The organism is Streptomyces sp. H27-C3 (assembly GCF_030063415.1).
Classification (GTDB): domain Bacteria; phylum Actinomycetota; class Actinomycetes; order Streptomycetales; family Streptomycetaceae; genus Streptomyces.
On sequence record NZ_JASITA010000004.1, the window covers coordinates 1 to 19,364 of the forward strand.

Sequence of the window (19,364 nt, forward strand, 5' to 3'; positions counted from 1 at the left end):
CCGCCACCTACCCCACGCACTCCACGTACCGCTCCGCCACCTCCGCCAGGACCTCCGCACCGTCCCGCGCCCACAGCGCCTCGTTGAAGATCTCGACCTCGATCGGGCCGTCGTAGCCCGCCGCGTCGACCCGCTCCCGGAACCACCGGAAGTCGACCGAGCCGTCACCCAGTTGCCCCCGGCCGAGCAGCACACCCGCAGGCAACGGCGTGACCCAGTCGGCCAGTTGGAAAGCGGCGATACGCAACCCCGCGCGCGCGATCTCCGCCCCCACCCGCTCGTCCCACCACAGGTGGTACGTGTCGACGACCACCCCCACCCGCTCCACCGGGAACCGCTCCGCCAGATCCAGCGCCTGCCCCAGGGTCGAGACCACGCAGCGGTCCGCCGCGTACATCGGATGCAGCGGCTCGATCGCCAGGCGCACACCGCGCTCCGCCGCGTACGGCGCCAGCTCGGCCAGGCAGTCCGCGATGCGTTCGCGCGCCCCGTGCAGGTCGCTGCTGCCCGGGGGCAGGCCGCCCGACACCAGGACCAGCGTGGCCGTGCCCAGCGTCGCCGCCTCGTCGATCGCCCGGCGGTTGTCGGCCAGGGCAGGGCCCCGGTCGTCGCCGGTCAGGAAGCCGCCCCGGCACAGGCTGGTGACGGCCAGCCCCGCGTCCCGCACCAGGCGCGCGGCGCGCTCGACGCCGTACTCCTGGACCGGCGCCCGCCACAGGCCCACACCGGTGACGCCCGCCTTGGCGCAGCCCTCCACCAGCTCCGGCAACGACCACTGCTTGATCGTCTCCTGGTTGAGGCTGAGGCGGGACATAAAGAGAGAGCGGTCAGTCATTGGGGACTCCATGCACCGTGAGGAGTGAGCGCATCCGGGACTCCGCCAGTCCCGGGTCGGGGAACAGGCCCAGCCCGTCCGCCAGTTCGTACGCGCGCGCCAGATGCGGGAGCGAGCGCGCCGACTGGAGGCCGCCGACCATGGTGAAGTGGCTCTGGTGGCCCGCCAGCCAGGCGAGCAGCACCACGCCCGTCTTGTAGAAGCGGGTCGGCGGCTGGAAGAGGTGCCGGGACAGCTCGACCGTCGGGTCGAGGAGTTCACGGAAGCCCTTGCTGTCCCCCGTGTCCAGCACCCGTACCGCCTCCGCCGCGAGCGGCCCCAGCGGGTCGAAGATGCCGAGCAGCGCGTGGCTGAAGCCGTGGTCGTCGCCCGCGATCAACTCGGGGTAGTTGAAGTCGTCCCCCGTGTAGCACCGCACGCCGCGCGGCAGCCTGCGCCGCACCACGATCTCGCGCTGGGCGTCGAGCAGCGAGATCTTGATGCCGTCGACCTTGTCCGGGTGGGACGCCACGACCTCCAGAAAGGTCTCGGTCGCCGCGTCCAGGTCCGCGCTCCCCCAGTAGCCGTCCAGCGCCGGGTCGAACATCGGGCCCAGCCAGTGCAGCACCACCGGCCCGCTCGCCTGGCGCAGCAGATGCCCGTACGTCGCGAGGTAGTCCTCGGGGCCACGCGCCGCCTCGGCGAGCGCCCGTGACGCCATCAGGATCGCCCGCGCCCCGGACGACTCTACGAGGGCGAGCTGCTCCTCGTACGCCGCCGTGACCTCGGCCAAGGTGTTTACGCCGGGGGCGAGTTGGTCGGTGCCGACGCCGCACGCGATCGTGCCGCCGACCGCCTTCGCCTCCGCGCCCGAGCGGCGGATGAGCTCCGCCGCGCCCGCCCAGTCCAGGCCCATCCCCCGCTGCGCGGTGTCCATCGCCTCGGCGACGCCCAGGCCGTGCGACCACAGGTGGCGCCGGAAGGCGAGTGTGGTGTCCCAGTCGACCGCCGCGGGCGAGTCGGGCGACACGTCGACGTACGGGTCGGCCACCACATGGGCCGCCGAGTACACCGTCCGGGAGGCGAGCGCCGGGCCGCCCGACGCGGGGGTGAGCGGCACGGCCCTCGGTTCGTACGGGCGGGTGCGCCCGTCGGCGTGCGGCAGGAGGATCGTCACAGCGAGAGCTCCGGTACGTCGTAACGGCGGCCCTCGGCCGATGACTTGAGCCCGAGCTCAGCCAGCTGCACACCGCGCGCGCCCGCCAGCAGGTCCCAGGTGTACGGCTCGTCGAGCGCGACATGGCGCAGGAACAGCTCCCACTGCGCCTTGAATCCGTTGTCGTAGGTGGCGTTGTCCGGGACGTCCTGCCACTGCTCGCGGAACGACTCGGTCGCGGGAAGGTCCGGGTTCCAGACGGGCTTGGGGGTGGAACTGCGGTGTTGGACACGGCAGTTGCGCAGTCCCGCGACCGCCGAGCCGTGTGTGCCGTCGACCTGGAACTCCACCAGCTCGTCGCGGTGCACGCGCACCGCCCACGAGGAGTTGATCTGGGCGACCGCGCCGCCCTCCAGCTGGAAGATCCCGTACGCCGAGTCGTCCGCGGTGGCGGCGTACGGCTTGCCCTGCTCGTCCCAGCGCTGCGGGATGTGTGTCGTGACGTGCGACTGGACGGTCCTGACCCGGCCGAACAGCTCATGCAGGACGTACTCCCAGTGCGGGAACATGTCGACGACGATGCCGCCGCCGTCCTCCGCCCGGTAGTTCCACGACGGGCGCTGCGCGTCCTGCCAGTCGCCCTCGAAGACCCAGTATCCGAACTCGCCGCGCACCGAGAGGATTTCGCCGAAGAAACCGCCGTCGATCAGCCGCTTGAGCTTGAGCAGGCCCGGCAGGAAGATCTTGTCCTGGACGACGCCGTGCCTGATCCCGGCGTCACGCGCGAGCCGGGCCAGGCCGAGTGCCGCGTCGACCCCGGTGGCCGTCGGCTTCTCCGTATAGATGTGCCTGCCGGCCGCGATGGCCTTCTTGATGGCCTCCTCGCGGGCGGAGGTGACCTGCGCGTCGAAGTAGATGTCGACGCTTTCGTCGGCGAGAACCGCGTCGAGGTCCGTAGACCATTCGGTCAGCCCGTGCCGCTCCGCGAGCTCCTTCAGTGCGTGCTCCCGCCGGCCCACCAGGACCGGCTCCGGCCACAGGACCGTGCCGTCGCCGAGGTCCAGGCCGCCCTGCTCGCGTATGGCGAGGATGGAGCGGACGAGGTGCTGGCGGTACCCCATCCGCCCGGTAACGCCGTTCATGGCGATGCGCACTGTCTTGCGTGTCACGAAAGGTCCCTCCGTACGGCCATAGCAAGCGCTTTCTACACGCTATGAAGCTAGCCTGCGGACAGCGACTCGGACAAGACCCGGAGGACGACCAGATGACAGTGACCTTGGCGGACGTGGCAGCCCGCGCCCAGGTGTCGCCGGCCACCGTCTCCCGCGTGCTGAACGGCAACTACCCGGTCGCCGCCACCACCAGGGAACGGGTGCTGCGCGCGGTCGACGACCTCGACTACGTACTCAACGGACCAGCCAGCGCGCTGGCCGCCGCCACTTCCGATCTCGTCGGCATCCTCGTCAACGACATCGCGGATCCCTTCTTCGGGATCATGGCCGGGGCGGCGCAGTCGCAGATCGGCGGCCAGGAGGGGACGGGCCGGGCGGGCGGCGAGAAACTCGCGATCGTCTGCAACACGGGCGGCTCCCCCGAACGCGAGCTGACGTACCTCACGCTGTTGCAGCGGCAGCGCGCCGCCGCGGTGATCCTGACCGGCGGCGCGATCGAGGAGCCCGCGCACCTGGCCGCGGTCGCGTCGAAGCTGGCGAAGCTCACGGACGCGGGCACCCGGGTGGTGCTGTGCGGCCGGCCTCCGCTGGGCGGGGACGACGACGGTTCGTCGATCACCGCCGCGCTCACCTTCGACAACCGCGGCGGCGGGCAGCGGCTCACCGAACATCTGCTCGCGCTCGGACACCGGCGGATCGGTTACGTCGCCGGTCCCGTGGAGCGCACGACCACCCGGCACCGCCTTGAGGGCCACCGCGACGCGCTGGCCGCGGCGGGACTCGACGAGGACCAGGATCGGCTCACGCTGCACGGCCCGTACGATCGCGGGTCCGGCTACGACGCCACCATCGAACTCCTGCGCCGCGCACCCGACTTGACCGCGATCGTAGCGGCGAACGACACGGTGGCACTGGGCGCGTACGCGGCCCTGCGCGACCGGGGCCTGCGCATCCCGGCCGACATATCGGTGGCGGGCTTCGACGACCTGCCGTTCTCGGTGGACGCGGTGCCGGCGCTGACGACCGTACGGCTGCCGCTGTACGAGGCGGGCGCGCGGGCGGGCCGCCTGGCCATGGGCCGTGAGACGGCGCCGCCCGGCGGCATCGCGTCGGTACCGGCGGAGTTGATGGTGCGGGGATCGACGGGGGCGCCGCGGGGCTGAGGCCCGTTATGGCGGTGAGGCCCCCCGTGGGTTGAGGCCCCTGCCACCCGACGGGCGCGCGCCCGAAGCACTCCCGCTCCCCTCCCCTCCCCTCCCCTCCCCTCCCTCTTGTCCCTCCTACGGCGCCAGCGCCCGAGCCACCGCGTCGAAGAACCGGGCGTGCGCGGCACGGCTGGCCGGGAGTTCGGGGTTCCAGGGGATGACGCGGGCGTCACCGAAGCGGGCCGGGTCCACGGGGACGGCGTTGGCGCGGCCGTCGGCCAGGACGATGCGCGGGGCGAGCGCGACGGCTTCGGACCAGCCGGTCGTCGACCAGCTCGCACCGCCGCCCGGGGGCCGGTCCAGCAGGTTGACGCCCAGGGCGGCCAGGGCCCGCAGATCGGGCCAGGCGTGCGGCCTGGCCAGGTGCACCTGGTCGGCGCCCGCCGCGGAGAGGGCCAGCACCCCGGGCGGGTCCGGCAGGGCCGAGGCCGCTCGCAGCCGCCCGCGCGCCGCGTCCAGGGCGGCCTCGGCGGCGGGGTCCTCCATACCGCCGAGCGAGGCCGCGAGCGCGGCGAACCGCTCCCTGACCTCGTCGAGCGACCGCCCCTGCCCCACGTCGAGCACCACCAGCGGCACCTGCTCCTCCAGGTGCTTGGCGGCCTCCGGGGCGATGCCGTACGCCAGATTGCCGCCGTAGCTGACGGCCACGACGAGATCGGGGGCGGCGGCCAGCAGCCGCTCGGGGTCGAGGGTCTCGCCCGCCCCGAAGTACGCCACCTCGTCGAGCGCGAGCAGGCCGGACTTGGCCCGGTCGGGGGCGTCGCCGTCGTGGTAAGAGCCGAAAATGCCGAGCGGGCGGATGCCGTGGTCCAGCAGGGTCGCTCCCGCTTGTATGTACGCGACCACCCGGGTGGGGCGTCGCGGAGCCGACGACAGCTGTCCTCGGTCGTCGGTGAATGTCCAGGTGCCTGTGGGTGTGGGTGTGGGTGCTGTCATGGCCCAGTCCTGCCCCACCCGGGTCTTCCGTACGCGGCCGACCCGTCGTAGCGTTGACTCAGTCAAGGAAGGTCAAGGAACACCCGGAGTGGATCACGGAGTGGATGCGATCATGCACCTTCATGAAATCCGCGCGTTCAACCGCTTCCACACGAACCTCATCGGCGCGCTCGACTACGGCAAGCATCTGCACACGCCGTACACGCTGACCGAGTCCCGGGTCCTGTACGAGCTGGCCCACTCCTCCCGCACGGACGCGGTGGACCTGCGCGTGAGCCTCTCCCTCGACGCCGGTTATCTGAGCCGCCTGCTGACCAAGTTCGAGCGGGCCGGCCTGGTGGAGCGGGGCCCCTCCATGACCGACGCCCGCCGCCAGCGCGTCACCCTGACCCCGCGCGGGCGGGAGGCCGCCGCTCTGCTCGACGAGCGCTCGCGCGAAGCCGTCGGCTCACTGCTGTCCGGCGTACCGCCCGATGACCGGCGGCGCCTCGCGGCGGCCATGTGCACGGTCCGCGACATACTCGGCCAGAGCAGGACCCGGCCCCCCGAAGAGCCCGTGCTGCGCGACCCGGTCCCCGGCGACCTGGGCTGGATCGTGCAGCGGCACGGCGTGCTCTACGCCGCCGAGTTCGGCTGGAACACCGACTTCGAGGGCCTGGTGGCCCGCATCGTCGCGGACTTCGCGCAGGATCACGACCCGTATCTGGAGCGGGTCTGGATCGCCGAGCTCGACGGGCGACCGGTCGGCTCGGTGATGTGCGTACGGGACGACGCACCCGGCACCGCCCGTCTGCGGCTGCTGTTCGTCGATCCGGCCGCGCGCGGCCACGGCCTGGGAGAACGCCTGGTCGGAGCGGTGGTGGAATTCGCATACGAGGTGGGCTACCGGGAAGTCCTCCTGTGGACCAATGATGTGCTCGTGGCCGCGCGCAGGATCTACCAGCGTGCCGGCTTCACGCTCGTCGCCGAGAAACCGCACCGGTCGTACGGCGTGGATCTGGTCGGCCAGGACTGGCGACTGCCCTTGCAGGAAGGAACAGCGAAATGAAGTACGCCTTCTCCACCCTTGGGGTGCCCGGCATGCCGATGCGTGACGTGGCGCGTCTGGCGACCGCCACCGGCTATCAGGGCGTGGAACTACGCGCCCACCCCGAGGAGCCGATCCACCCGGGCAGCAGCGCGAGCGAGCGCGCGGACGCCGTGGCGGAGTTCGCCCGCGAAGGCATCGAGATCCTGACCGTGGCGGGGTACGCGCGGGTGGCGGCGCCGGGTGAGGACCTGCCGGTGCACGAGGAGATCGGCGGCCTGCTGCGCCTGGCCCGCGACCTGGGCGCCTCCTACATCCGGGTGTTCCCCGGCGGCGGCGAGCAGAGCGCGGACGAGGCGGACGCGACGGCGGCCCGCCGGCTGGGCGTGGCGGCGGAACACGCGGCGGACATGGGCGTACGCATCCTCATGGAGACCCACGACTCGCACCGCACGGGCGCAGCCGCGGCCCGCGTGCTCGGCCCGGTCGGCCACAAGAACGCGGGCGCTCTGTGGGACGTGATGCACACCTGGCTGGGCGAGGAAACCCCGGCTGCTTCACACGCGGTTCTGGCCCCCCAGCTCGGCTACACCCAGGTCAAGGACATCGCGTCGACGGAGGACAAGACCCCGCTGGCCCTGGGCGCGGGCGTGCTGCCGCTGGCGGACTGCGTGGCGCAGCTGGTCGCGGCGGACGAGGGCCACGCGGACACCTGGCTGTGCTGGGAGTACGAGAAGCGCTGGTACCCCCAGGCGGCGGACCTGCCCCCGATGCTGGTGGCGGGACGCGAGTACCTGGAGGGGCTGGTGGCGGCGGGGCGCTGAGGGTGAGGCGCGGGGCGCGAGCTCCGAGCGCCTCGCGCTGCCTCCGCCGCGACGCTCACCACGGACGACCGGCTCCTCATGGACGCGGTTCAAACAGGCAACTTACCTGGCGCTTCCGCCCCGAGGCCCGGCTCGGTCACCGGCGCGAGCGGGCGCCGTCGCCGTACCGGCTGGGAGGCCGGCGCCACCCCGCTCACCAGGAGCGCCGCCGCGCACCAGCGCAGCGGGCTCATGGACTCGTCGAGGAACAGCGCCGCCGAGGACATTCCGAAGACCGGCACCAGGAGCGAGAACGGGGCTACGGACGACGCGGGGTAGCGGCGCAGCAGGTAGCCCCAGGCGCCGAAGCCGAAGATGGTGGTGACCCAGGCGACGTACAGGATCGCGCCCGCGCCGCCCCAGTCCAACGCGCGCAGGGCGGCCAGGTCCGCGTCCGGGCCTTCGACGAGCAACGACAGGGCGAGCAGAGGCAGTACGGGCACGACACTCACCCACACCATGAAGTTGAGCGCGTCGGGCGCGGCCGCCTTGCGGGTGAGTACGTTGGAGATGCCCCAGCAGGCCGCCGCGGCGATGATCAGCGCGAAGCCGAACAGGGGCCCCGAAGCGCCCTCGTCCACGGCGGCGACGACGATCCCGCCGAGCGCCACGGTCATGCCCAGGGCCCTGACCCGGCCGGGCCGTTCGCCCAGGGCGAGTGCGGCGAACAACACCGTGAACACGGCCTGGATCTGTAGCACCAGCGAGGAGAGCCCGGCGGTCATCCCTGCGTCCATCCCGGTGAATAGCAGCCCGAACTTGCCTACGCCCAGGGCGAGCCCGACGCCGATCACCCACTTCCAGGCGACCTTGGGACGGCCCACGAAGAAGACCGCGGGCAGCGCCGCGACGAGGAAGCGCAGGGCGGAGAAGAGCAGCGGCGGGAAGTGGTCGAGGCCGACTTCGATGACGACGAAGTTGACCCCCCAGAGGGCGGCGACGAGAGCGGCGAGAGCGATGTGTGCGGGGCGCATGCCTTGAGGATCGCCGTCTGCGACCATGTAGCACCAGCACGGATTTCTTCATGATTGAATTCAGCGTTGCTTATGGGTGAGCACGAGTGAGTACGAATGAAGGGGTACGAGGTGCTCGATCTGTCCCGGCTGCGCGCGTTGCACGCGGTCTCGGTCCACGGCTCGGTCGGCGCGGCGGCCGTCGCGCTGGGCTATACGCCCTCCGCGGTCTCGCAGCAGATCGCCAAGCTGGAGCGCGAGACTCGTACGACCCTGCTGGAGCGGCAGGGCCGGGGCGTTGCGCTCACTGAGGAGGCCCGTCATCTGGCCGACACCGCGCAGGAGTTGCTCACGATCATGGAGCGCGCCGAGACGACCCTGGAGGAGCGCAGGGGCAGGCCGGGCGGTCGGCTCACGATCGGCGCCTTCGCCTCGGCGGCCCGCGGCCTGCTCCCCGGCGTACTGGCCGAACTGGCCCACCGTCACCCCGCGTTGGACGCCCGGATGACCGAGGTCGACCCGCATCTCTCGGTGGACCTGGTGGCCCGGGGCGTGCTCGACCTGGCCGTCGCGCACGACTGGGACATCGCCCCGCTGCCCGCCCCCGACGGCGTGGAGCAGGCGGTCATCGGCGACGACCTGTGCGATCTCCTCGTGCCGGAGCGGCACCCGCTGGCCGCGCGGAAGTCCGTACACCGCCAGGATCTGTCGGGCCAGCGGTGGATCTGCCAGCCGCCCGGCACGGTCTGCCACGACTGGCTCGTGCGCACCCTGCGCGCGGCGGGCTGCGAGCCGGATCTGGTGCACCGGGCGGAGGAGAACCACACCCAGATCGCCCTGGTCGCGGCGGGCCTGGGGGTCGCGATGATCCCCCGTCTGGGCCGCGGCCCGCTCCCACCCGGTGTGCTCGCCGTCCCGCTGGACCCGGTCCCGGTCCGCCGCCTCTACGCCCTGTGGCGCACGGGCGCGGCCCGCCGGCCCGCGATCACCGAGACCGTACGCACGCTCCAGGAGCACTGGCCGCACGTGCAGGGGGACCACAACGGCTGACCACCGCACCCGTGGATCGGCGGGTCGGCGGACCACCGGGCCCGCAGTAGCCCATCTCGGCGCCACAGCAGAACCATCCGCACCATTTCCGGAAATCCACGCATTCCGGGGAACCCCCGGCGAACCATTTCCGTCCAACATGCGTGCTGCCGCTGAGTCTCCGCAGAGCGGTGTCGGCCCTCGCTGCTGGCTGCGATCGCTGACTCCCCTCTCCAACCGCCTGCGGCCGGCAGCACAGCCGCCACCGGTGCGCCCCCCTTCGTATGCGCCGGTGGCGGCTCCCCGCCCGGCGCAGGTCCGGGCGCAGACCCCCGTACCGCTCCCCCGTTCGGCCGCTTCCTGGGGTCGGCAATGCCTTTCTCCTGCCGCGCCTCTTGACCTGGCAGTAATTTTCCGGATATCCGTGAGTCATTGGCAGTTTCTTTCAATTCCCTTGCCAAGCTTGTCGAGTACGGCCGGAAGGAGCTCACGTGCACCATCACCGCACCTCCAGACGCACCCTGCTCACCGCGACCGCCGCGGTGGCCGCCGCGGTCGCCACCGCACCCGTCGCGGTCGCGGACACCCCATCGGTTTCTGCCAAGGACCGGCCCCAGGGCCGTCTGAAGCGGCTCATCTCCCGGATGAGTCTGGAGGAGAAGGTCGGCCAGCTCTTCGTGATGCGGGTGTACGGACACTCCGCCACCGCGCCCGACCAGGTCGACATCGATCTGAACCTCAAGGAGATGGGGGTCAGGACGGCTGCCGAGCTCATCGCGAAGTACCACGTCGGCGGCATCATCTACTTCGTCTGGGCGCACAACACCCGCTCCCCGCACCAGATCGCCGACCTCTCCAACGGCATCCAGGAGGCCGGGCTCGCCCAGCCCACTCCCCTGCCGTTGCTCATCTCCACCGACCAGGAGCACGGCATCGTCGCCCGCGTCGGCAGGCCCGCCACGCTGATGCCCGGCGCGATGGCGCTCGGGGCCGGCGGCTCGCGTTCCGACGCGCGCAAGGCGGCACAGATCGCGGGCGCCGAGCTGGCCGCGATGGGCATCGTGCAGAACTACGCCCCGGTCGCCGACGTCAACGTCAATCCGGCGAACCCGGTCATCGGCGTACGGTCCTTCGGATCCGACCCACGGGCCGTGGCGGAGCTGGTCGCCGCGCAGGTCAAGGGGTACCAGGGCGCCGGGGTGGCCGCGACGTCCAAGCACTTCCCCGGGCACGGCGACACCAAGACCGACAGCCACTACGGGCTGCCCACCATCGACCACACCGCCGAGCAGTGGGAGCAGCTGGACGCCCCGCCGTTCCGGGCAGCGATCGCCGCCGGCATCGACTCGATCATGACCGCGCACATCCTGGTCCCGGCCCTCGACCCGGCCGAGGACCCCGCCACGCTGTCGCGCCCGATCCTGACCGGCGTCCTGCGCGAACGGCTCGGCTACGACGGGGTCGTCGTCACCGACGCCCTGGACATGGCGGGCGTGCGCGAGAAGTACGGCGACGACCGCGTGCCCGTCCTCGCGCTCCTCGCGGGCTGCGACCAGCTGCTGAACCCGCCGAACCTGCCCGTCGCCTGGAACGCCGTGCTCAAAGCGGTCCGAGAAGGCGAGGTGAGCATGGCCAGGGTCGACGAGTCCCTGCTGCGCATCCTGCGGCTCAAGGAGAAGCTGGGGCTGCTGCGCGACCCGTACGTCTCCCACCGGGGGGTCGACAGGACCGTGGGGACCCGTTCGCACCTCGCGACGGCGGACCGGATCGCCGAGGAGACCACGACCCTGCTGTCGAACAAGTCGAGGCTGCTGCCCCTCAGCCGCCGACAACACCGGAGGATCCTGGTCGTCGGCGCTGACCCCGCCTCGCCGTCCGGGACCACGGGACCACCCACCGCCGTCCTCGCCGACGCGCTGACCGAGCTGGGCTTCACCGTCACGAAGCTGCCCACCGGGACCGCCCCGACCCCGGCGAAGATCAGCGAGGCGGTGACGGCGGCCGACGGGATGGACGCCGTGATCGTGGGGACGTACAACGTCTCGGCCACCAGCACGCAGCGCACGCTGGTCGGTGCGCTGGGGGCGACCGGGGTGCCCGTCGTCACCGTCGCGATCCGCAATCCGTACGACATCGCGCAGCTCAGCGGGTTCGGCGCCAGTCTGGCGACGTACTCCTGGACCGATGTCGAACTGCGCGCCGCCGCGCGGGTGATCGCGGGCCGGGCGGATCCCGAGGGGCGGCTGCCCGTGCCGGTGCAGCGGGCGGACGATCCGACCAAGGTGCTCCACCCGGTCGGGTACGGCCTGTCCTACTAGGGCTCCTGCTGGGCCCTCCTGCTTGGGCCTCCTGCTACGGCCTGTCCGGCCCCGATCCATCGGACAGGCCGCAGGGTCGCGCCGGACTGCCCGACGCCGATCCGCCGGGAGGGCCTCGCTGCCCCAACAGGCGTACGCGCCCTACGCCACGCCCCCGCGCACCACCCTCGAGTGACGCAAAGCCCGCCGCGCCTCTGGCGTGCGCCCGCCCGTGCGGGCCACGCTGGGGGGAGGGATCGGGGGTTCGGCATGCGGATGGACCGGTTCACGGGGGTGGTGTGCGCCCTGCTGCTCGCGTCGGCGGCGCTGACCTCGTGTCAGAAGCCGGCCGGGCAGGAAAGCGCGGCGAGCGGGTCCACCGGCGCGGTCACCCCTTCCGGGTACGGCGCGACCTTCCTCGGCGTCGCCGAGTGCAGCTCGCGCGGGCGTGACTTCCGTGAGGTGTCCTGCGGCAGCGAGAAGGCCTCGGCCCGGGTGCTCGACCGCCACGACGGCCGCCCGGCCGAGGGCGCCCCGTGCCCGCCGACGACGGACTTCGTGCTGCACATCTCGGAGAGCAGGCCGGCCTTCGACGAGGACGGCGACGGCGCGGTGCCGCGCGGCTACGCGTGCATGCGCAACCTCGAAGAGCCCCATGCGGGCGACCCGGGCCGGGGCGGCGGGCCACGCACCGTGGTCGGCGACTGCCTCTACACGGCGCGCGAGGGCCAGGTGAAGGAGACCGCCTGCGACGGATCGGGCGAGACGGCTCCGAGGTTCGAGGTGACGGACGCGGTGGCGCGGCGCGCGCAGTGCCCGCCGTCGACGCGGCTGTTCGTGCGATTGGGCGGGGCCGAAGCAGTGGGCTGCGCCCGCCGGGTGTGAACAGCCACCACGGCGGGCGCGGCCCCAAAACGCTGTCGAAGCGCTACGGCCGCAGCATCTGCTCGCGCTCGATGTCGCTCTTGTCGAGCTTCGCGTCGAACTTCGCCAGCGGCTTCGCCTTCGCCGCGTCCTCCTGGACGGCCGCCGGAGCGACCCCTGCCCATTGAAGGATCTCGGCGGTGGCCTTCGCCTTCTCGGCCGGCACGAGACCCGCGACATTGGCGCCGTGGTTGGCACCCGGCGCGGTGTAGACGTAGGAGTCGCGCGCGCCCCTGCTCAGGTGGAAGGGCTCGGCACCCCACGGGTCGTTCTGCCCGTACACGAAGAGCATCTGGTCGGCGTTGTGCCGCACCCAGTTGTCGACGTCACGCATCGCACCCGGATTGAACTTCATCGGGATCTCGCGCGGCACGTACGCGCGCGGCGTGAAGTACTCGGGCCCGTACTTCATCAGGCCCTTGAGGTGCGGGTACTCGACCATCGGGGCACCCAGCTGGGTGCCCGCCTGGTAGTAGTACGGCGTGTAGGTGTTCAGGCCCTGGTCCGTGTACGCGGAGAAGCCCGAGATGGAGTCCACGTAGTCGTAGATCTCCTGGTCGGAGGCGTCCGGGGCGGGCACGGCCGCGCAGTCGGCGGCCAGGCTGTACTGCCAGAAGGCCCAGACGAAGTCGAGGACCGTGGACTCGTACGCCTTGTCCAGGGTGCCGATCGTCTGGAAGGTGACGCCGTTCGCAGTCGCCCACTCCTGGTACTTGGCGCTCAGCGGGCCACGGCGCTCCAGCGCCTCGCGCTGCACCGCGTTCAGCTTGTCGCGGCACTCGCGGGTGCCGACGTTGCGGAAGAACCGGTCGTACGCCGAGTCCTCGTTGTTCACCACGTCGTTGGGCGCGACGTACGCGACGACACCGTCCATGTCACGCGGGAAGTGGCGCTCGTAGTAGGTGGCGGTCATGCCGCCCTTGGAGCCACCCGTGGACAGCCAGTTCTTGGAGTAGATCTTCTTCAGCGCCGTGAAAATGCGGTGCTGGTCGCTCGCGGCCTGCTTGATGTCGAGCTTCGACCAGTCCGCCGGGCTGGGCCGGGACGGGGTGAAGAAGCGGTATTCCATCGACACCTGGTTGCCGTCGACGATCCGGGTCGGCTCACTGCGGCTGGGGTTCGTCGAGACGTTGTAGCCACTGGTGAAGAAGACCGTCGGGCGGTTGGTGTCCTTGTGCAGCAGGGTTATTCGCTGCTTGAAGGTGCCCTTGGACGGGTGCCGGTGATCGACCGGCTGAGTGTAGTTCAGTACGAAATAGCGGTAGCCGGTGTACGGCTTTTCCTCTATGAGGCTCATCCCCGGTATCGCGAGGATCCTGTCCTTGATGTCCGGCTCGGCGGCGGTGGCCGCCCCGGCCGGTGCGCTGCTGATTCCGACGGTGCCTATGAGCACCGCGAACGACAGCAGCCATCTGAGCGCTTTGCGCATTCGTCCTCCCCTGTAGTCACAGACGACCACGCGAACCTAGCGGCGCAACTGTCGCTCCACCAGACCTTGTTGAGGGGAGGGTGCATGGGATACAGGGGACAACGGGAATAGCCGAAATCAGCGGGTATCGGCGCGAATCAGCAGAGAATCAGCAGAGAATCAGCAGAGAATCCAGCCACTGGATGCCTTCTTGTTGCCGACGGAACCCACCGAGCGGACACAGCGGTTGAGGGCGTAGACCGTCACCGGGCCGGCCCGGACGGTGAAAGTGCCGCTGTCCTTGGCGATGCGGCTGCCGCGCGCCTGGAGGGTGACCGACATCTTCTGGCGTACGCCGGGCCGCTTGGCCACGGCCATGGCGCACACGTACTGGCGGCTCTTGTAGATCCGCAGCTCACCGGTGGCGAAGGTGACCGTTCTGACCTTGCGGCCGGAGCAGCTGGCGGCGGCCTCGGCGCCCTGGATACCCGGACCCGCCAGGGCCAGGCCCGAAGCCGCGATCACCACGGCAAGTCCGTACGCCAGCTGCTTTCTCATTTCCCCACTCGTCCCATTCGCCCCACCCGACCCGACCACCCCACCGAACATCCGTACCACCTTCGCTCACAGGAGCGTACGTGCGTACGGACGCGTGGGAGGTGGGGGGTGGTTGCACCGACGTGGCAGGCCGTTCAGACCGTCGCGGGCTCGTCCTCGCCGATGAAGGACCGCCACAGCCGCGCGTAGCTGCCGTCCAGCGCGAGCAGCTCGTCATGCGTGCCGTCCTCGACGACCCGCCCGTGGTCCATGACGACCACCCGGTCCGCCCGCGCCGCCGTCGTCAGCCGGTGCGCGACGACCAGCGTGGTGCGGCGGCCGGTGAGACGGTCCGTGGCCTGGTTGACGTGGGCCTCGGTGGCCAGGTCGAGGGCGGCGGTCGCCTCGTCGAGCAGCAGGACGTCGGGGTCGACGAGCTCGGCGCGAGCCAGCGCGATGAGCTGGCGCTGGCCGGCCGACAGATTGCGGCCGCGCTCGGCGACCTCGTGGAGGTAGCCGCCTTCGAGGGTGGCGATCATGTCGTGGGCGCCGACCGCGCGTGCCGCCGCCTCGACCTCCGCGTCGCTCGCGCCGGGCCGCCCGTACGCGATGGCGTCGCGGACCGTACCGGTGAAGAGGTACGCCTCCTGCGGGACGACGCCCAGGCGGTGGCGGTACGCCGTCATGTCCAGGTCGCGCAGGTCGGTGCCGTCGGCGGTGACCCGGCCGCTGGTCGGGTCGTAGAACCGGGCGACCAGCTTGACCAGGGTGGACTTGCCCGCGCCGGTCTCGCCGACGAACGCGACGCTCTGGCCCGCCGGGATGCTCAGGGAGATCCCGGTGAGGGCCTCCTCGGGCCCGTCGGCAGTGCCGTACTGGAACGACACGTCCTCGAAGGCGATCTCGCCGCGTAGCGACAGGACGTCCAGCGGCTCGGTGGCGGCGGCGGTCGACGTGGGCTCCTGGAGGAGCTCCTGGATGCGTCCCAGCGAGACGGTCGCCTGCTGGTAGCCGTCGAAGACCTGGGAGAGCTGCTGCACAGGGGCGAAGAACAGCTCGATGTAGAGCAGGTACGCGACGAGCGCACCGGCGGTGAGGGTACCCGCCTCGATCCGCCCCGCGCCGACGATCATTACCGCGGCGGCGGCCACCGACGACAGCAGCTGGACGAACGGGAAGTAGATGGAGATCAGCCACTGGCCGCGCACCCGCGCCTGACGGTAGCTGTCGCTGCGGGCGGCGAAGCGCTCGGCGCCGCTGCGCTCGCGGCGGAAGGCCTGCACGATACGCAGCCCGGCCACCGACTCCTGGAGGTCGGCGTTGACCAGGGCGACGCGGTCGCGGGCCAGCTCGTACGCCTGGACGCTCTTCCTGCGGAAGAAGTACGTGCCGAAGACCAGGATCGGCAGGGTCGCGAAGACGACCAGGGCCAGCTCCACGTCGATGACCAGGAGGGCGACCATGACGCCGAAGAAGGTGACGACGGAGACGAAGGCCGTGACCAGGCCGGTCTGCAGGAACGTGGACAAGGCGTCCACGTCGGTGGTCATGCGGGTCATGATGCGGCCGGACAGTTCGCGCTCGTAGTAGTCGAGGCCGAGCCGCTGGAGCTGCGCGAAGATCTTGAGCCGCAGCGAGTAGAGGACGCGTTCGCCGGTGCGTCCGGTCATCCGCATCTCGCCGGTCTGCGCCGTCCACTGGATGACGACGGACAGCAGCGCGAGGGCGGAAGCCGCCCAGACGGCGCCGAGGGAGAGCTGGGTGACGCCCTCGTCGATGCCGTGCCTGATCATGACCGGCAGGAGCAGGCCCATGCCCGCGTCGATGGTCACGAGCAGCAGGCTGATCAGCAGGGGCAACCGGAAGCCGCGGAGCAGCCGGCGCAGCCCGTAGGACTCCTCGGCCCGCACGGCGCGCGCCTCGTCGATGTCCGGTACGTCGTCGGCGGGCGGCAGCGCCTCGACCTGCGCCAACAGCTCGGGGGTCGCGGTCATGCCGGGGGCGTGGTCGGTCGCCGTGTCGGGCGCGGTCTCGTCGCGCACCCACAGCTCGGGCGTGATGCCGCGCTCGGCGTCGAACTCCGCGTCGAGCTCGGCCTGTACGCAGCGGTCGTCGGGCTCCGCGGTGGCCACCGGCAGCACGTGCCCCGGTGATACGCCGCCGAGCTCGTCGGGGTCGGTGAGCAGCCGCCGGTAGAGCGCGGAGCGGCGCTGGAGCTCCTCGTGGGTGCCGATGTCGGCGAGCCGGCCGCCGTCGAGGACGGCGATGCGGTCGGCGAGGTTGAGGGTGGAGCGGCGGTGCGCGATCAGCAGGGTGGTGCGCCCGGCCATGACGGACTTCAGCGCTTCGTGGATCTCGTGCTCCACGCGCGCGTCCACGGCCGACGTGGCGTCGTCGAGGAGGAGCAGGCGCGGATCGGTGAGGATGGCGCGGGCCAGTGCGAGGCGCTGGCGCTGGCCGCCGGAGAGGCTGAGCCCGTGTTCGCCGACCGTCGTGTCGTAGCCGTCGGGCAGCTCGGAGACGAACCGGTCGGCCTGGGCGGCGCGGGCGGCGGTCTCGATCTGCTCCTGGGTGGCGTCGGGGAAGCCGTAGGCGATGTTGGCGCGCACGGTGTCGGAGAACAGGAAACTGTCCTCGGGTACGAGCCCGATGGCCGCCCGCAGCGATTCGAGCGTCAGCTCACGCACATCGTGGCCGCCGATCAGGACCGCGCCGCGTGACACGTCGTAGAAGCGGGGCAGCAGCAGCGAGACGGTGGACTTGCCGCTGCCCGACGAGCCGACGACGGCGACGGTCTCGCCGGGCGCGATGCTCAGCGAGAAACCGTCGAGGACGGGGCGGTCGGTGTCGTAGCCGAACGACACGTCGTCGAATTCGACGGTGGCGGGTGCGTCGGCGGGCAGTTCTTTGGTGCCGTCGGCGATGGACGGCTCGGTGTCGATGAGCTCCAGGACGCGCTCGACGCCGGCCCGTGCCTGCTGGCCGACGGTCAGGACCATGGCGAGCATCCGGACGGGCCCGACGAGCTGCGCGAGGTAGGTGGAGAAGGCGACGAAGGTGCCGAGGGTGATCTGGCCACGGGTGGCCAGCCAGCCGCCGAGCGCGAGCATCGCGACCTGCCCGAGTGCGGGTACGGCCTGCAGGGCCGGGGTGTAGCGGGAGTTCAGCTTCACGGTACGCAGGCGCCCGGCGAACAGACGGCGGCCGACCTCGCGCAGCTTGCCGGTCTCCTGGTCCTCCTGGCCGAAGCCCTTCACGACGCGTACGCCGGAGACGGCGCCGTCGACGACGCCCGCGACGGCGGCGGCCTGGCCCTGGGCGTACCAGGTGGCGGGGAAGAGCCGGACGCGGCTGCGCTTGGCGATGAACCACAGCGCGGGGGCGACGGCCAGCGCGACGAGGGTGAGCGGCAGCGAGAGCCACGCCATGATCGCGATGGAGATGATGAAGAGCAGCACGTTCCCGATGGTCATCGGGAGCATGAAGAGCAGGCTCTGGATCAGCTGGAGGTCGCTGGTGGCGCGCCCGACGACCTGGCCGGTGGACAGCTCGTCCTGCCGCTTGCCGTCGAGGCGGCTGATGGTCCCGTACATCTCGGTGCGCAGGTCGTGCTGGACGTCGAGGGCGAGCCGCCCGCCGTAGTAGCGCCGGATGTACGTCATGACGTACACGACCAGGGCCGCGATGATCAGCAGCCCGGTCCACACGGCGAGGGAGCGGGAGTGCTCACCGATGACGTCGTCGATGACGATCTTGGTGATCAGCGGCACGAGGGCCATCACCGCCATGCCGCCGAGCGAGGAGCCGAGCGCGAGCACCACGTTCCGCCGGTACCGCCAGGCATAGCCCGTCAGCCGCCGTGCCCACCCTTGATCTGCCGCCGCCACTGCTGCCTCCCGGTCGTCCTGTGCTGCCGGAAGTCACCAACGCGGTGAAGTGCGGATTTCATCCCGCCGCAACAGAATGCGGCCGGCAGCACGGACGTCCGTTCGGGAGCCGGAGTGCGGGCTCAGGGCTTCGGCACCGCCGGGATCGCCTCGCTCGGGGTCTGCGTCGGGGCGTACAGGGTCGACGCGGCGGCCGTGGGGTTGAGGGCCTTGTGGATCGCCTTGGACACGGCCTGGATGGTGTTCACGCCGTCCTTCATGGCCGGGTTGTCGTGCGTGAGGACGGTCATCGCGTAGTTGTGGCGACCGCCCGTGAACGCGCCCATGGAGTGCACCCGCCAGCCGTGCGTGGAGCGCGGCAGCCAGCCGTTCTTGACCTGGATGGTGGCGGAGGAGGGGGCGCCCGCGGGGGTGCCCCAGCGCTGGGAGGAGATGACCTTGCGCATCAGGCCGAGGATGTAGCCGCGCGAGTTGTCGCTCAGCACGGTGTTCTTCGCGGTGAGCAGGTCGAGCAGCTTCTGCTCGTCGCGCGCGGTGACCTGTGTCAGGCCCCAGTAGCGTCCGGCGCCGGGCACGGTGTCGGTCATCCTGGCCGCCTGCAGGAACTTCTTGATCTTCGTCGGGCCGAGCTGCGCCCACAGCGCGCTGGTCGAGTCGTTGTCCGACTTGGTGATCATGGCGGTGGCGAGCTTGGTCTCGCGGGCCGTCAGGAAGCGGCTGGTCTTCTTGGCGTCCCACAGCAGTGCGGCGAGGACGGTCGTCTTGACCACGCTCGCGGAGTCGTACTTCTGCGTGGCGCGCAGGGTGCACGTGGTCTTGGTGGTGCGGTCGTGCAGCGAGATCGCCGTCAGCGACTTGCGTCCTCTGAGCGCGGTGGTGATGTCCTTGGTGAGCTTGGTCGCGAGCCCGGCCTTGACCGAGGTACAGGCCACCATCGGCGCGGGAGCGGCGGCGGCGGGCGCCGCGGCGGACAGCGGCACAAGAACGGCCCCGGCCAGGGCTGTGGCTATGGCGGCGCGCGTTATTCGGTGGTGCGTCATGGTGTGGTTCCCCGTCCCCGTTGGTTACTGCTTCAGATGACCCGCAGGGGGCGGAAAGGTTGTACGGGGCGCACACGTCCGTTCGATACAGGTGTGTAACAGGCGTTATCAACCGA

Annotated in this window: 15 protein-coding genes; 6 read left to right on the forward strand and 9 right to left on the reverse strand. The window is 71.2% G+C overall.

Annotated elements, in window-relative coordinates:
* Positions 1–7: 7 nt before the first annotated feature.
* Genes QMK30_RS04830 through QMK30_RS04840 form a run of 3 tightly spaced genes read right to left on the reverse strand, consistent with a single transcriptional unit; the run spans position 8 to position 3,139 of the window.
* Complete coding sequence (locus QMK30_RS04830) at positions 8–835, reverse strand: sugar phosphate isomerase/epimerase family protein (RefSeq protein ID WP_283515889.1); 828 nt, start codon at positions 833–835, stop codon at positions 8–10.
* Positions 828–1,991 carry a dihydrodipicolinate synthase family protein gene (locus tag QMK30_RS04835; protein WP_283515891.1) on the reverse strand — a complete coding sequence of 388 codons (1,164 nt, stop codon included), beginning with the start codon at positions 1,989–1,991 and terminating at the stop codon, positions 828–830. Before QMK30_RS04835 ends, QMK30_RS04830 begins: the two co-directional genes overlap by 8 nt.
* Entirely contained in the window at positions 1,988–3,139 is a 1,152-nt protein-coding gene (locus tag QMK30_RS04840) for a Gfo/Idh/MocA family protein (protein WP_283515893.1), read from the reverse strand. The genes QMK30_RS04835 and QMK30_RS04840 overlap by 4 nt, the downstream gene beginning before the upstream one ends.
* A 95-nt stretch (positions 3,140–3,234) precedes the next feature.
* On the opposite strand from QMK30_RS04840, the gene QMK30_RS04845 reads away from it, so the two are divergent.
* Positions 3,235–4,305 carry a LacI family DNA-binding transcriptional regulator gene (locus QMK30_RS04845; protein ID WP_283515894.1) on the forward strand — a complete coding sequence of 357 codons (1,071 nt, stop codon included), beginning with the start codon at positions 3,235–3,237 and terminating at the stop codon, positions 4,303–4,305.
* A 117-nt stretch (positions 4,306–4,422) separates the two neighbouring features.
* Here QMK30_RS04845 and QMK30_RS04850 read toward each other — a convergent pair whose 3' ends face one another.
* Positions 4,423–5,283: an ABC transporter substrate-binding protein gene (locus QMK30_RS04850; RefSeq protein ID WP_283515896.1), complete on the reverse strand. Its 861-nt coding sequence runs from the start codon at positions 5,281–5,283 to the stop codon at positions 4,423–4,425.
* 112 nt (positions 5,284–5,395) lie between these two features.
* Here QMK30_RS04850 and QMK30_RS04855 point away from each other — a divergent pair, with 112 nt between their 5' ends.
* Together QMK30_RS04855 and QMK30_RS04860 are read left to right on the forward strand one after the other, a co-directional pair.
* Positions 5,396–6,331 carry a bifunctional helix-turn-helix transcriptional regulator/GNAT family N-acetyltransferase gene (locus QMK30_RS04855; protein WP_283515898.1) on the forward strand — a complete coding sequence of 312 codons (936 nt, stop codon included), beginning with the start codon at positions 5,396–5,398 and terminating at the stop codon, positions 6,329–6,331.
* Positions 6,328–7,134, forward strand: a complete 807-nt coding sequence (locus QMK30_RS04860) for a sugar phosphate isomerase/epimerase family protein (protein ID WP_283515900.1) — start codon at positions 6,328–6,330, stop codon at positions 7,132–7,134. Before QMK30_RS04855 ends, QMK30_RS04860 begins: the two co-directional genes overlap by 4 nt.
* An 89-nt stretch (positions 7,135–7,223) precedes the next feature.
* On the opposite strand, the gene QMK30_RS04865 is transcribed toward QMK30_RS04860, so the two are convergent.
* Entirely contained in the window at positions 7,224–8,147 is a 924-nt protein-coding gene (locus QMK30_RS04865; protein WP_283515902.1) for an EamA family transporter, read from the reverse strand.
* A 111-nt stretch (positions 8,148–8,258) separates the two neighbouring features.
* On the opposite strand from QMK30_RS04865, the gene QMK30_RS04870 reads away from it, so the two are divergent.
* The 3 genes from QMK30_RS04870 to QMK30_RS04880 all read left to right on the forward strand — a co-directional run bounded on the left by QMK30_RS04870 (position 8,259) and on the right by QMK30_RS04880 (position 12,337).
* Positions 8,259–9,176, forward strand: a complete 918-nt coding sequence (locus tag QMK30_RS04870) for a LysR family transcriptional regulator (protein ID WP_283516103.1) — start codon at positions 8,259–8,261, stop codon at positions 9,174–9,176.
* A gap of 470 nt (positions 9,177–9,646) precedes the next feature.
* A complete protein-coding gene (locus QMK30_RS04875; protein WP_283515903.1) occupies positions 9,647–11,473 on the forward strand; it encodes a glycoside hydrolase family 3 protein in 1,827 nt (608 codons plus the stop codon).
* A gap of 249 nt (positions 11,474–11,722) precedes the next feature.
* On the forward strand, positions 11,723–12,337 hold the full coding sequence (locus tag QMK30_RS04880; RefSeq protein WP_283515904.1) for a hypothetical protein: 615 nt from the start codon (positions 11,723–11,725) through the stop codon (positions 12,335–12,337).
* A gap of 43 nt (positions 12,338–12,380) precedes the next feature.
* On the opposite strand, the gene QMK30_RS04885 is transcribed toward QMK30_RS04880, so the two are convergent.
* The 4 genes from QMK30_RS04885 to QMK30_RS04900 all read right to left on the reverse strand — a co-directional run bounded on the left by QMK30_RS04885 (position 12,381) and on the right by QMK30_RS04900 (position 19,248).
* Positions 12,381–13,805, reverse strand: a complete 1,425-nt coding sequence (locus QMK30_RS04885; RefSeq protein WP_283515905.1) for a S28 family serine protease — start codon at positions 13,803–13,805, stop codon at positions 12,381–12,383.
* A gap of 159 nt (positions 13,806–13,964) precedes the next feature.
* Entirely contained in the window at positions 13,965–14,342 is a 378-nt protein-coding gene (locus QMK30_RS04890) for a hypothetical protein (protein WP_283515906.1), read from the reverse strand.
* Positions 14,343–14,476: 134 nt separating this feature from the next.
* Positions 14,477–18,208 carry an ABC transporter ATP-binding protein gene (locus tag QMK30_RS04895; protein ID WP_283515907.1) on the reverse strand — a complete coding sequence of 1,244 codons (3,732 nt, stop codon included), beginning with the start codon at positions 18,206–18,208 and terminating at the stop codon, positions 14,477–14,479.
* A gap of 122 nt (positions 18,209–18,330) precedes the next feature.
* Positions 18,331–19,248 carry a serine hydrolase gene (locus QMK30_RS04900; protein WP_283515908.1) on the reverse strand — a complete coding sequence of 306 codons (918 nt, stop codon included), beginning with the start codon at positions 19,246–19,248 and terminating at the stop codon, positions 18,331–18,333.
* Positions 19,249–19,364: the final 116 nt, after the last annotated feature.

Excerpts from the sequence above, each read along its gene's own strand:
- QMK30_RS04885 (WP_283515905.1), bottom strand. The coding sequence starts at position 13,805 with ATGCGCAAAGCGCTCAGATGGCTGCTGTCGTTCGCGGTGCTCATAGGC.
- QMK30_RS04845 (WP_283515894.1), top strand. The coding sequence starts at position 3,235 with ATGACAGTGACCTTGGCGGACGTGGCAGCCCGCGCCCAGGTGTCGCCG.
- QMK30_RS04850 (WP_283515896.1), bottom strand. The coding sequence starts at position 5,283 with ATGACAGCACCCACACCCACACCCACAGGCACCTGGACATTCACCGAC.
- QMK30_RS04830 (WP_283515889.1), bottom strand. The coding sequence starts at position 835 with ATGACTGACCGCTCTCTCTTTATGTCCCGCCTCAGCCTCAACCAGGAG.
- QMK30_RS04860 (WP_283515900.1), top strand. The coding sequence starts at position 6,328 with ATGAAGTACGCCTTCTCCACCCTTGGGGTGCCCGGCATGCCGATGCGT.
- QMK30_RS04880 (WP_283515904.1), top strand. The coding sequence starts at position 11,723 with ATGCGGATGGACCGGTTCACGGGGGTGGTGTGCGCCCTGCTGCTCGCG.
- QMK30_RS04865 (WP_283515902.1), bottom strand. The coding sequence starts at position 8,147 with ATGCGCCCCGCACACATCGCTCTCGCCGCTCTCGTCGCCGCCCTCTGG.
- QMK30_RS04900 (WP_283515908.1), bottom strand. The coding sequence starts at position 19,248 with ATGACGCACCACCGAATAACGCGCGCCGCCATAGCCACAGCCCTGGCC.
- QMK30_RS04890 (WP_283515906.1), bottom strand. The coding sequence starts at position 14,342 with ATGAGAAAGCAGCTGGCGTACGGACTTGCCGTGGTGATCGCGGCTTCG.
- QMK30_RS04855 (WP_283515898.1), top strand. The coding sequence starts at position 5,396 with ATGCACCTTCATGAAATCCGCGCGTTCAACCGCTTCCACACGAACCTC.